Origin of the sequence: Mycoplana ramosa (assembly GCF_041930185.1) — a bacterium.
Taxonomy (GTDB): Bacteria; Pseudomonadota; Alphaproteobacteria; order Rhizobiales; family Rhizobiaceae; genus Mycoplana; species Mycoplana ramosa.
Window position 1 is genome coordinate 44314 of sequence record NZ_JBHEEW010000011.1, and the last position, 12785, is coordinate 57098.

At 67.3% G+C, this 12785-nt stretch carries 11 protein-coding genes; 3 read left to right on the forward strand and 8 right to left on the reverse strand.

Annotated elements, in window-relative coordinates; genetic code table 11:
* Positions 1-48 precede the first annotated feature (48 nt).
* From JNC62_RS14940 to JNC62_RS14965, 6 genes are read right to left on the reverse strand one after another with little or no spacing between them, the layout of a single operon-like run.
* Complete coding sequence (locus JNC62_RS14940; RefSeq protein ID WP_374839811.1) at positions 49-1347, reverse strand: amidohydrolase family protein; 1299 nt, start codon at positions 1345-1347, stop codon at positions 49-51.
* 29 nt (positions 1348-1376) lie between these two features.
* Positions 1377-2318 carry an ABC transporter permease gene (locus JNC62_RS14945; RefSeq protein ID WP_374839812.1) on the reverse strand — a complete coding sequence of 314 codons (942 nt, stop codon included), beginning with the start codon at positions 2316-2318 and terminating at the stop codon, positions 1377-1379.
* On the reverse strand, positions 2315-3364 hold the full coding sequence (locus JNC62_RS14950) for an ABC transporter permease (protein WP_374839813.1): 1050 nt from the start codon (positions 3362-3364) through the stop codon (positions 2315-2317). The genes JNC62_RS14945 and JNC62_RS14950 overlap by 4 nt, the downstream gene beginning before the upstream one ends.
* Entirely contained in the window at positions 3354-4889 is a 1536-nt protein-coding gene (locus tag JNC62_RS14955; protein ID WP_374839814.1) for an ABC transporter ATP-binding protein, read from the reverse strand. Before JNC62_RS14955 ends, JNC62_RS14950 begins: the two co-directional genes overlap by 11 nt.
* Positions 4886-6337, reverse strand: coding sequence for an amidase (locus tag JNC62_RS14960; protein ID WP_374839815.1), 1452 nt, complete (start codon positions 6335-6337; stop codon positions 4886-4888). The genes JNC62_RS14955 and JNC62_RS14960 overlap by 4 nt, the downstream gene beginning before the upstream one ends.
* A gap of 13 nt (positions 6338-6350) precedes the next feature.
* Complete coding sequence (locus JNC62_RS14965) at positions 6351-7337, reverse strand: BMP family protein (protein WP_374839816.1); 987 nt, start codon at positions 7335-7337, stop codon at positions 6351-6353.
* Between the two features lie 344 nt (positions 7338-7681).
* Here JNC62_RS14965 and JNC62_RS14970 point away from each other — a divergent pair, with 344 nt between their 5' ends.
* From JNC62_RS14970 to JNC62_RS14980, 3 genes are all read left to right on the forward strand, one after another.
* Positions 7682-9325, forward strand: coding sequence for a phosphoethanolamine transferase (locus JNC62_RS14970; protein ID WP_374839817.1), 1644 nt, complete (start codon positions 7682-7684; stop codon positions 9323-9325).
* Positions 9326-9417: 92 nt separating this feature from the next.
* Positions 9418-10080 (forward strand): response regulator transcription factor, encoded by a 663-nt coding sequence (locus JNC62_RS14975; RefSeq protein WP_374839818.1) that lies wholly within the window; start codon positions 9418-9420, stop codon positions 10078-10080.
* Positions 10077-11429 carry a sensor histidine kinase gene (locus JNC62_RS14980; RefSeq protein ID WP_374839819.1) on the forward strand — a complete coding sequence of 451 codons (1353 nt, stop codon included), beginning with the start codon at positions 10077-10079 and terminating at the stop codon, positions 11427-11429. The genes JNC62_RS14975 and JNC62_RS14980 overlap by 4 nt, the downstream gene beginning before the upstream one ends.
* A gap of 112 nt (positions 11430-11541) precedes the next feature.
* On the opposite strand, the gene JNC62_RS14985 is transcribed toward JNC62_RS14980, so the two are convergent.
* Both JNC62_RS14985 and JNC62_RS14990 read right to left on the reverse strand, forming a co-directional pair.
* A complete protein-coding gene (locus JNC62_RS14985; RefSeq protein ID WP_310413843.1) occupies positions 11542-11748 on the reverse strand; it encodes a DUF1737 domain-containing protein in 207 nt (68 codons plus the stop codon).
* Positions 11745-12656, reverse strand: a complete 912-nt coding sequence (locus JNC62_RS14990) for an HpcH/HpaI aldolase/citrate lyase family protein (protein ID WP_374839820.1) — start codon at positions 12654-12656, stop codon at positions 11745-11747. The genes JNC62_RS14985 and JNC62_RS14990 overlap by 4 nt, the downstream gene beginning before the upstream one ends.
* Between the last annotated feature and the right edge of the window lie 129 nt (positions 12657-12785).

The window sequence follows — 12785 nt, forward strand, 5'->3', positions numbered from 1 at the left end:
ATCCTGATGGGCAATCTCCGGAAGCGGCGAGCCTTGGCCCGGCCAGCCTCAGCGTTCGCCGGGCCGCAGCGGCGCGTAGTCTGCGGCATCGACCGCGGTCGGCCGTCCCTCAAGCTTCAGCTCGCTGAAGCGGGGTGCCGAGCGGGCGATGATTTTGCCGCGCCGCATGACGACGAGGCGATTGGCCTTCAGCCGCAATGCCTCCTGCGGATCGCGCGCCTGCAGGAGCACGAGATCCGCGTTGCAGCCCTTTTCCAGGCCATAACCCTCCAGCCCCATCGTCCTGGCCGAATTCACCGTCAGCGCGTCAAAGATCTTGCGCTTGTCCTCGATGCCGGCCATCTGCGCGACGTGGATCGCCATGTGGCCAACCTCGAGCATGTCGCCGGAGCCCATCGAGTACCACGGGTCCATCACGCAGTCATGACCGAAGGAGACATTGAGGCCGGCCTCCATCAGCTCGCGCACCCGCGTCATCCCGCGGCGCTTCGGATAGGTGTCGTGCCGGCCCTGCAGCATGATGTTGATCAGCGGGTTCGGGATGACGTTGATCCTGGCCTCCGCCATCAGCGGAATGAGCTTGGAGACATAGTAGTTGTCCATCGAATGCATCGAGGTCAGGTGCGAGCCGGCGACGCGGCCCTGCAGGCCGTAGCGCACGGTTTCGGCGGCGAGCGTCTCGATGTGGCGCGACATCGGATCGTCGGTCTCGTCGCAGTGCATGTCGACCGGCAGCCCGCGGTCGGCGGCGATCTTGCACAACGCTGCGACCGAGGCCGCACCGTCGGCCATGGTTCGTTCGAAATGCGGGATGCCGCCGACGATGTCGAGCCCCATGTCGAGGGCGCGGTTCAGCGATTCGACGCCGCCTTCGGCGCGGTAATAGCCGTCCTGCGGAAAGGCGACGAGCTGCAGATCGAGATACGGCGCGACCCTCTCGCGCACCTCGATCAGCGCCTCGGCGGTGACGAGCGCCGGATCGCTCGTGTCGACATGGCTGCGGATGGCGAGCAGGCCCTGGCTCACGGCGAGGTCGCAGTAGCGCATGGCGCGCTCCACCAGCGCTTCGCGCGTGAGCGTCGGGCGCAGCTCGGCCCAGAGCGCGATGCCCTCCAGCAGCGTGCCGGAGACGTTCATGCGCGGCAGGCCGAGCGAGAGCGTCGCATCCATGTGGAAGTGCGGGTCGACGAACGGCGGCGTGACCAGCCGCCCGTTGGCCTCGATCACCTCGCCCGCCTCAGCCTCGATCCGCGGACAGACCTCGGCGATCTTGTCGCCCTTGATGGCGATGTCGATGCCCTCGCGACCGTCGGGGAGATTGGCATTCTTGATCAGCACATCGAACATGGGGCACCTGCAATGGGGACGGAGGAAGACTAGCGCTCGCCGCGCCGATAGGGCTGCATCAGCGCCTGCGGCACGCGGGCGCGGCGCGCCATGGCGGCGAGAGCCACGATGGAGAGAATATAGGGCATCATCAGGAAGATCTGGTAGGGCACGTCACCCAGCACTGCCTGCAGCCGCAACTGAAACGCGTCGAAGAAAGCAAACAGCAACGCCCCGAACAGCGCCCTTGCCGGCTTCCAGGAGGCGAAGACGACGAGCGCGATGCAGATCCAGCCACGACCCTGCACCATCGTCGGGAAGAAGCTGTTGAACGCCGAGAGCGTCAGGAACGCGCCGCCGACCGCCATCAGCGCGCTGCCCGCCATGATCGCGCCGTAGCGCACCCTGATCGGGTCGACGCCCTGCGCCTCGGCAGCGTGCGGGTTCTCGCCGCTCATGCGCAGCGCCAGCCCGAGTGGCGTGCGGTAGACGATATAGCCGAGCAGGAGCGCGATGACGATCGCCAGATAGGTGGGGGCGGTCTGGGTGGAGAGCGCCGGGCCGACGAACTGCAGATCCGAGAGGCCCGGGATCGCGATCGGCTGGAACGGTATCACCGTCGGCGGCGTCGAGGCAAGCGGCACCGTCAGGCGGAAGATATAGTAGCTGAGCGAGGAGGCAAACAGGGTGATGCCGAGCCCCGTGACATGCTGCGACAGGCCGAGCGTCACCGTCATCGACGCGTGGAGCAGGCCGAACAGCGCGCCGGAAAGCGCGGCGACCAGGACACCGGTCCAGAGGTCGGCGCCGTTGAACACCGCCAGCCAGCCGATCATCGCGCCGAAGGTCATGATGCCCTCGATACCGAGGTTGAGCACGCCGGACCGCTCCGACAACAGCGCGCCGAGTGTACCGAAGATCAGCGGTGTGGCGATCCGCAGGACCGCGGCCCACAGGCCGGCCGAGGCGATGATGTCGAACAGCGTGCTCATCGGCGGATCCTGTACTGGGTGAAGAAGATGGCGACGAGCATGGTCAACAACGACAGCGCGACGGTGACGTCGGCGATGTAGGTCGGGATGCTCAACGCCCGGCTCATGCCGTCGGCGCCGACGAACATGGTGGCGGTGAAGAGCGCGGCGGCGATGACGCCGAGCGGATTGAGGTTGGCCAGCATGGCGACGATGATGCCGGCATAGCCATATCCCGGCGACAGATCGGTCGTGACGTACCCCTTCACCCCCATCACCTCGATCGCGCCGGCAAGCCCGGCAAGCCCCCCGGAGAGGCAGGCAACCTTGACCAGCGTCCTGCCGAGCGGCACGCCGGCAAAGGCGGCGCCCTCCGGGTTCAGGCCGGCGGCGCGCGACTGCAGGCCGAAAACCGTGCGCGCCTGCAGCAAGTAGACCAGCAATGCAGCAATGACGGCCACCACAAGCCCGACGTGAAGCCGCGAGCGTTCGATCAGCTTCGGCAGCAGCGCATGGTCGGCGACCGGCAGGGACTGCGGCCAGCCGAAGGCGAGCGGATCCTTCAGCGGTCCCTCGATCATCATCGAAACGAAGAGGACCGCGACGAAGTTCAGCAACAGGCTAGTCACCACCTCGTCGACGGAGAAACGCAGGCGGAGCCAGAGCGGCACCAGCATCAGGAGAATGCCGGCAAGGGCGCCGGCGGCAAAAAGGAGCGGGACCAGCACCGGCGCGGGCAATCCGGAGAGCGCGCTCGACCCGAGCGCCGCCACCATGATCGCGCCGAGATAGAACTGCCCCTCGGCGCCGATGTTCCATAGCCGTGCGCGGAAGGCGACGGCAGCCGCCAGCCCGGTCAGCATCAGCGGCGTCGCCCGCGTCAGCGTCTCGGTGGCCGAGAGCCGGGTGCCGAAGGCGCCGGTGAGGATCCGCCCATAGGCCTCCAGCACCGGCGCGCCGGCCAGCGCGATCAGCACGCCGGCGAGCGCCAGCGCCGCGGCGACGGCGAGGATCGGTGACAGGACGACCAGCAGAAGCGGACGGTGTTCGCGGCGTTCAAGGCGCATTGGTCTGTCCTTCGCTCGACGTCCAGTCGCCGGACATCATCAGGCCGAGGCGGCGCGGGTCGGCGTCTTCGGCGGCGATCGGCGCGGAAAGCCGCCCCTTGACGATCGCCTGGATGCGGTCGGCGAGGCCGATCACCTCGTCCAGGTCCTCGGAAATCAACAGCACCGCCGTCCCCTGCCGGCGTGCCTCGAGGATGCGCGCGTGCACGGCGGCGACCGCGCCCTCGTCGAGGCCCCGCGTCGGCTGAGCGGCGATCAGGATTCGGGGCCGCCTGTAGAGGTTGCGTCCCAGGATCAGCTTCTGCATGTTGCCGCCGGACAGCAGCCGCGCGCGGCTCGTCGGCGTGCCGCCGCGCACGTCGAAATCCTCGATGATCGTGGCGGCCAGCGCCTGGCCGGCCATGCGGTTGACGAGGCCGGCCCGGGAGAAATGCGCCGTGTGGATTCGCTCCAGCACAGCGTTCTCCCAGATTGCCATTTCGCCGATCGTGCCTTGCCGGTGGCGATCTTCGGGAATGCGGCCGACCCCGGCTTCCACCAGCGCGTGCACATCGAGCGCGGGGGTGATTTCGCCGAACAGCCGCATCTCGCCGCTGCTTGGCGCTGCCAGTCCGCTCATCAGTTGCGACAGCGCTGCCTGGCCGTTTCCGGAAACGCCGATGATGCCCAGCGTCTCGCCTTCGCGCAGGAAGAAGTCGATCTCCTTCAGCCGGTCGATGCCGCCGCCGGTCACCGTCAGGCGGGACGCCTGGAACACGGTTTCGCCCGGGGTCGCCGGTTCGCGCGTCGGCCGCGTGACGCGGTGGCCGACCATCAGTTCGGCCAGTTCCGCCTTGTTGGTTTCGCCGGCCAGGCGCTCGGCCGCCACCTTGCCCCCGCGCAGGACGACGATGCGATCGGCCGCCGCCATCACCTCGTCCAGCTTGTGCGAGATGAAGATCAGCGACAGGCCCTGGCGCGCCATCTCCCTCAGCGTGCGGAACAGCCGCTCCGCCTCGATGTTCGTCAGCACCGCCGTCGGCTCGTCGAGGATCAGGATCCGCGCGTCGTTGTAGAGCGCCTTGAGGATCTCCACCCGCTGCTGCTCGCCGACGGAAAGGTCGCCGAGCCGCGCGTCGGGATCGACGCCGAGGCCGAAGCGCTCGGCGATCGCCAGCAGCTTGCGCCGCGCCGCCTTCTCGTTCGACCGCCATGACCACAGCGATTCTGTGCCGGTCATGACGTTTTCGAGCACGGTCAGGTTCGGCGCCAGCGAGAAATGCTGATGCACCATGCCGACGCCGGCCTTGATCGCCGCGCGCGGCCGGCCGTGCGGAAGCTCGACCCCGTCGACCCGAACCGTGCCTTCGTCCGGCGTGTAGTGGCCGAAGAGGATGCTCATCAGCGTCGTCTTGCCGGCGCCGTTCTCGCCGAGCAGCGCCAGCAGTTCGCCCTTGCGCAGGCTGATGGAGATATCGTCGTTGGCGACGATCGGACCGAAGCGCTTGCTGATGTGGGAGAGTTCGAGGACGATTTCGCTGGTCATGCTGCAAGTCCCGCAACGGCAAAACGGTGCTGCCAGCGCCCTTCGCGCTCAAGCCCGGCGGCGAGGGACAGCAGCAACGTCTCGCAGCCCATGGGGGCCATCAACTGGAGCGGCAGCGGCAATCCGTCCGCGTCCGTGCCGAAAGGCAGCGTCAGCGCCGGAAAGCCGGAGATGTTGGCGAGGCTTGCCAGGGGCGCAAAGGCCGTCATCCGCTGCAGGTGCAGATCGGTGTCGGTATGGTCGGTGGGAAACGACCCGACCGGGAGGGGGGCGGAAGAGAGCATCGGCATCAGCAGGCAATCCAGGCTTTCGAACAGCGCCCAGGTTCTGTGGCTCACATGCACCGCGGCATCGAGCGATGTCCAGAGGTCGCGACCGGATATTTTCTGTCCACGCTGCGCAAACGCGCGCGTCAGCGGTTCGCCAAGGTCGAGATCGAGTGCCGCAGCCTCGGCAAGCCGGGCCAGATTGACCGAAACGATGTCGGCGAAGACGCCGGCGGACGTTGCAACGAGATCCTCGAATTCCGCCCAGCGGAGCGAAACGATCCGGTGCCCGACGCCTTCCAGGGCTTTCGCCGCGTCCGAAACCGCCGTGCTTTGCGCTGCATCCGTGGGATAGTCGCGACCGGTCTCGGTGAGAACACCGATCCTCAGGCCGGCGCCGACCCCGCCGACCGCGCCGTTCTCTGCCGGGTCGGCAAACGGGCCCTTTGCCATGCCGCGCAACGCCGCGAGGACCGCCCGCGTGTCGCGCACCGAGCGGCAGACGGCAAGCTCGCTGGCGACGCCGCCGAGGTGGTTGCCGAAATGCGGGCCGCCGGGAATGGCGCCGCGCGTCGGCTTCAGCCCGACCAGGCCGCAGCAGGCGGCGGGCACGCGGATCGATCCGCCGGCGTCGGTGGCATGGGCGATCGCGACGATCCCGGCTGCGACGGCAGCGGCCGCCCCGCCCGACGAGCCGCCGGCGGTTCGGGACGGGTCGAGCGGATTGCGGCAGATCGGCCCGCGGGCCGGCTCGCTGGCGAGAGAGAGCCCGAATTCCGGGCTGGTCGTCAGGCCGAAGAGGGCGAAGCCGGCCTGGCGGAACCGGGCGGCGAGGGTCGAATCCCGCGCCGGATCCAGCATCCCGTCCAGCATGCGAGACCCGGCACGGACAGGAAAGCCGGCAAAGGGGCCGCCGAGGTCCTTTGCCAATGACGGCACGCCACCGAAGGGCCTGGCGGAGAAATGGCCCGGACTGTCCGCGCGCTCCGCGTCCAAAGCTGATGCTGCCTCACGGCCGCGCGCTTCATCGAGGTGGCAGATCGCGCCGAGTGCGGCGTTGGCGGCAGCGGCCGACAGCGCCGCCTCCATCGCCTCGGAGGCGGACAGCACGCCGGAGCGGATCGCATCGGCCAGCGCCGACGCGTCCCCCCTCGTCGCACTCTCGACCGTCGGCGTGGGCACGACTACGGCCGGCTTACTTCGGCTCTTCCATCAGGATCGGGACTTCGAATTTGCCGGCCTTGATGTCGGCCCGCCTGGCTTCCATCGCCGCCTCTGCCTCCGCCGGCGCCACGCCCTTGACGTAGACGATGTCGCTGCCGCCCTCCTTCATCAGGCCGTAGGCGGTGTAGCTCCGGCCGACCGGCTTGCCGGCGTTCACGTCGGCAACCGCGGCATCGAGAATCGGGCGGAAGTACCACATCGCGTTGGCGAAGACGGTGTCGGGGTAGCGCGGCGTATAGTCGAGCAGCGAGCCGACCGCCTTGATACCGCGTTCCTTGGCGGCGTCGGCGGTGCCGATGCGCTCGCCGAACAGGATGTCGGCGCCGGCGTCGATCTGCGCCAGGCCCGCCTCGCGCGCCTTCGGCGGGTCGAAGAAGGTGCCGATGAAGGAGACGAGATGCTTGGCGTCCGGGTTCACTTCCTTCACGCCGGCGGCAAAGGCGTTGATGAGCATGTTGACCTCGGGAATCGGGATCGCGCCGACCGAGCCGACGATGCCGGATTTGGTCATCTTGCCGGCGAGCATGCCGGCGAGGTAGGCGCCGTCATGGTTCCAGGTGCCGAAGACGCCGAAATTGTCGCCCGCGGCCTCGCCGCTGGACCCCATCAGGAAGGCGGTGTCCGGATAGTCCGCAGCCACCTGCCGCGCCTCGCGCTCGACCGCATAGGATTCGCCGACGATCAGCTTGTTGCCCTGCTCGGCGTATTCGCGCATGGCGCGCGGATAGTCGGTGCCGGAGACGCCTTCCGAGAACGTGTATTCGATCACGCCGTCCTTGGCCGCGGCCTGCAGCGCCTCGTGCAGGCGCGAGTTCCAGGCGTTTTCGACGGGGGAGGCGTGGATGCCCGCAACTTTCAGCGGTGCCTGCGCGCGCGCCTGCGGCAGAAACGTGCTCGCCCCGAGAACGAGACCGCCGGCAAGCACGGTACGACGTTTAATCAGGAGGTTGGTCGTCATGTTTCGTTCCCCTTCGTTTCTATCAAATCCTTCAAAAGTAATAGGTTTCTCGCAAAAACGAGTCAAGCTCAGCCAATCCCTACGCAGGGGCGATAAACCGTTTTCGCCCGCGGCTCAGCCCGCGCAGATGTCGCCGAGAAAGACAAAGGTGCGGCCCTCGAACTGACGACGGCGCCCCGCAACCGGCCCGACGTCGTTCAGGTTGCTGTCAGTATCGCTCGGCATGGTCCGCCGCAGCGGAGGCGGACAACTGTCCGCAACGAGGCTGACCGCGTGCACATGTTCACAAGAGGCGCTTGCGAGGTTTCCTGATCCGCGGATGATGCGGATCGCGAGGAGACCAGATGACGACTTTCACGGACGGCCCGACGGCCGCGCGGCAGAATTTGCGGCCCACCATCGGTGCCGTGTCCTTGAGCTTCGTCGTGGCGCTCTTCCTGCTGGCGACGGCAAATCGGAGCTTTTGGGACAAGACGGCGATCTACTTCAGCGGAACCGTTGGGGCCATGCCGGTTTTGGCGCTGGGGCTGGCCGCGCTCTTTTCCGCCATCTGCATTGCCGTCTCCATCCGGTTCCTGACCAAGCCGCTGTTCATCTTCCTGATCCTGACCAGCGCCGTGGCCTCGTGGTTCATGGACCGCTTCGGCGTGCTCGTGAGTGTCGAGATGATCCGCAACGCAGCCGAAACGACCAGGGCAGAGGCGAGCAACCTGATCACGCCGGCCCTTGCCTGGCATGTTGTCAAGTTCGGCCTTCTCCCCACGCTGGCGGTCGCCTGGGTGCGGGTCGAGCACCGCCCCTTTATCGCCAAGGCGCGCCGGAACGCCGCCTTCCTGGTGCCGCTGCTGTTGATTGCCGCGGTCGCCGCGTCGATGCAGATGCGCCTGCTCATCATCACCAGCCGCGAGCACCGCGATTGGCTCGCAAGCCTCAATCCGGTTGCGCCGATCGTCAGCGCCGTCCGCTATGCGTCCAGCACGAAGGCGGAGAAGAATATCGTCGTGCAGACGCTCGGCGCCGATGCCCATCTCGTCGCGGCAGCCGGACGCCGGCCGCGGGTGCTGGTCGTGGTCGCCGGCGAAACCGCGCGGGCCGACAATTTCTCGCTCGGAGGCTATCCGCGACCGACCAACCCCGAGCTGGCGGCGCGCGATATCACCTACTTCGCGCAGACGGAAAGCTGCGGCACGGCAACCGCCGTGTCGCTGCCCTGCATGTTCTCCGTCTACGACCGGGACAGCTACAGCCACCGCAAGGGCCTTCAGACCGAGAACCTTCTGGATGTCCTGTCCCATGCGGGGCTTGCGATCGAGTGGTGGGACAACAACACCGGCAGCAAGGGGATCGCCGACCGCGTCACCTACCATTCTCTACCCGCCAGCCCCGATCCCCGCTTTTGCACCGATGGCGAATGTCAGGACGGCATCCTGCTCGAGCGCCTCGTTCCCTGGCTTGACGGGGTGACGACGGACAGCGTCCTCGTCATCCACCAGCTGGGCAGCCACGGCCCGGCCTATTACGAGCGCTATCCGGACGCCTACCGGCGCTTCAAGCCCGACTGCCGGACGCCGGACGTCGCCGACTGCAGCGCAGAGGAAATCGTCAACGCCTACGACAACACCATTGCCTATACCGATCATTTTCTGTCGACGATCATCGACGCGCTGAAAGCGCGCGAGGGCCGACTGGACGGCACGATGATCTACATGTCCGACCATGGCGAATCCCTTGGAGAGAACGGCCTCTACCTGCACGGCGCCCCCTACCTGATTGCGCCGAAACAGCAGACGCATGTCCCGTTCGTTCTGTGGCTCGGCGCACAAGACAGAGCCACGGTCAACACGGCCTGCCTGCGCCAACGTGCCGGCGAACCGGCGTCGCACGACAACCTGTTCCACACCGTGCTGGGATTGATGTCGGTGGCGACGACGGTCTACGATCCGGCGCTCGACGTACTTTCAGGCTGCCGGCCTGCCCCCTCGACCTGAGACTGAACCGGAATGGACGAGGGAACGGCGCCCGATATAGTCTGGACGAGGAGCAATAAACGCGCTGCGGCGCATTCCGGGAGGGCTGCTGCGTGCGGGTGCTGCTGATCGAGGACGACGCCATATTGGGCGAAGCCGTTCGTGACTATGTCGCCGCGGGCGGGCACGCGGCCGACTGGGTGCGGACGCTCGAAGATGCCAAGTCGGCGACCAAGGCAGTCAAATACGGTCTCATCCTCCTCGATCTGCGTCTGCCGGACGGGAGCGGCATCGGCTTCTTGAAGGACCTGCGCGAAGCGGGTGACGGCACGCCGGTGATCATCCTGACGGCGCACGACCAGATCTCCGACCGTATCGAGGGGCTCAACAGCGGAGCGGACGACTATCTGGTCAAGCCCTTCAATCTCGGCGAGTTGTCGGCGAGAATGCTCGCGGTGGCACGGCGCTACGGCGGCAACCCGTCCCCCGTCGTACGGCTTGGCGATCTGGAGATCGGCCAGGCCGACCGCCGCATCGTTCGCGACGGCCGCGAAATCGTGCTGTCGGGCAGGGAATGGGCCGTCCTGGATGCCCTGCTCGCCCGCTCGGGCGCCATCGTCTCCAAGGCGCAGATCGAGGAGGCGCTTTACGCCTTCGGCTCGGAGATCGAAAGCAACACCGTCGAGGTCTATGTGAGCCGCGTGCGCAAGAAGCTGGGGCACGACTACATCCTCACCATTCGCGGCGTCGGCTATAGGCTTGGGATGCAGGCATGAAGGAACCCAGCATCACCCGCCGGCTGACGCTGTCGCTCGCCGCCGCGCTGGCCGGTTTCTGGCTGCTGGCGACCACCCTCGGCGTCATGGTGATGCAGGACGAGTTCGGCGAGATCTTCGACGGTGCGCTGCAGGAAACGGCGGAGCGGCTGCTGGTCCTTGTCGCAGACAACGCCACGCCGGACGATGAGGTCGGTTCGGGCGACGCCTACGCAGGCGTGGTCTCGGCCTCCGGCAAGGAGTATCTGATCTACCAGTTGCGCAACGACAGGGGACAGGTGCTGCTGCGCTCCCACGACGCGCCGACGCCACCGTTCGACGTGCCGCTGAAGAAGGGTTTCTGGCGCGACGCGAACTATCGCTACTATACGGCGACGACCGCCGGCGACGGCCGGCTGTACCTGCAGGTTGCCGACGCGCTCGCCAACCGGCGCGAGGCACTGATCGAAGGGGCAATGGCACTGTTCCTGCCGGTGCTTCTTCTCGTGCCGGCCAGCATCGCGCTGGTCTGGTACATCGGCCGCCGGGCGATCGCCCCGATCGACACGCTGCGCCAGGAGATTGGCAGCAAGGACGGCGGCAACCTTGCCGTCATCCCACGCGAGGGCATGCCGCGCGAGCTTTTGCCGATCGTGCGCTCCGTCAACTTGCTGCTCAACCGCCTGAAGGCGGCGCTGGATGCCGAGCGGGAGTTCACTGCCAACAGCGCCCATGAACTGAGGACGCCGATCGCCGGTGCACTGGCGCAGACGCAGGTCCTGATCGACGAGCTTCCGAGCGGACCGAAGAAGGCACGGGCGCGCCAGATCGAGGCGTCGCTGGCCAATCTCAGCCACCTGGCGGAAAAACTGCTGCAGCTGGCCCGGGCCGAGGCCGGGCTCGGCACCGTCGAGACCCCCGTCGACCTGGCGCGGGTGCTGGAGCTGGTCGTTCTCGATTTCCAGCGCGATCCCCGGGTTGCCGGCCGGCTGCGATTGCACCGGTCCGAGGGGGCGTCGCTGCGCTACCCGGCCAGCGAGGACGGCTTTGCGATCGCGTTGCGTAACCTGATCGAAAACGCACTGATCCATGGCGCCGCTGAGGCGCCGGTGGATATCCGGCTCGAGCGGGACGGCGTCGTGCGGATCATCAACGACGGGCAGGTCCTGGCGGACTGGGAGCTGGAGATGATCCGCAAGCGCTTCGGCCGCGGCCGGACGTCGGCCTCGGGCTCCGGGCTTGGCATCTCCATCGCCGAGCGACTGCTGCGCCAGATGAACGCCCGGCTGGAACTGCTGTCGCCGCCCGAGGGCTTGCCGACCGGGTTGGAGGCGCGGATCCGCTTCGACCCGGTCGCGCCGGCCGCCTAAAACCGGTCGCTATCGTTCAGGGTCGCCTGAAGCGCTTCCGGCTCCGCTCCTTCGCATCACCGAGACCGGGCACAGCTTACGCGAAACATGCGCCAAGGCTGCGTTTGCCGCCTCACTGTTCGGACAGCTTGATGTCCGGCGTGTACTCCTTGCCTTCGACCTCCTTCACGACCGCCTGGCCGCACTGCATCTGCTTCGTCTCGGCGTTGTAGGCATAGGTCGGCGAACCGTGCAGCGACCAGCCCTTGTTCAGGGCCAGCGTCACCTTGTGGCAGAAGGCGGCGTCGTCGGGGCCGGTGAGGAAGCGGTAGACTTTCATGTGCTGCTTTCTTTCTTTTCGATGAGGTCGGCCTTGGCGAGCAGTCGCTTCGCCTGGTCGAGGTGGAGGAGTTCGACCATGCGGCCGTCGAGGTTGATGGCCCCCTTGCCTTCATTTTCCGGCAGGGCGAAGGCCGCCGCAATGGCCGCGGCGTCGGCGAGCGCCGCAGCGGAGACACCATAAGCGCGGTTAGCCGGTTCGATCTGGGCGGGATGAATGAGCATCTTGCCGTCGAAACCCATCTGCCGGCCCTGCTCGCACTCGGCCGCAAACGGCTCGAGGTCGGTGAAGCCGTTGAAGACGCTGTCGATCACGTCGAGGCCGGCGGCCCGGGCGGCGACGAGCGCCTGCATCAGCAGCGGCACGAGAAAGGGCCGTCCGGGGATGTCGGCGATGCCGGTGGCAAGGCGCAGGTCGTTGAGGCCGAGCACAAAGCAATCGAGCCTGCCGCCACTGGTGCGGCCGACCTCGGCGATCTCGGCGAGGTTCAGGATCGCCGCCGGCGTCTCGATCATCGCCCACAGTCGCAGGCTCTCGTCGGCGCCCTGATCGCCCAGCCAGTCGGCAACGGCGCGGATGTCCTGCGGTCCGGACACCTTCGGCACCAGCACCGCATCCGGCCCGCAGGCGAGAACCGCCGCCAGGTCGTGCTGTCCTTCGGGGCCGGAAAACGCATTGACGCGGATGATGCGTTCCTGCGCCGACGCGCGTTGCAGCCCGGCGAAATGCCGCTTCAGCGCCTCGCGCGCCGCAGCCTTCTTCTCCGGCGCGACCGAATCCTCAAGGTCGAAGATGACGCCGTCGCAGGCGAGCGAGGACGACTTCTCCAGCGCGCGGGCGTTGCCGGCGGGCACGCTCAAAAGCGAGCGGCGCAGGCGAAGCGGCTGATAACGGGTCGGCGTGTCCATGACTGCTTTCTGCCTCGCTTTCTCGGAATGGGCAAGCGGTCTTGCCCCTCTGCCGCTTGCCAGCGGTGCGACAGCGTGGCCGCCCGCGCAAGCCTTGCAATGACCACATTCGCTGCCCACATTGAGCGG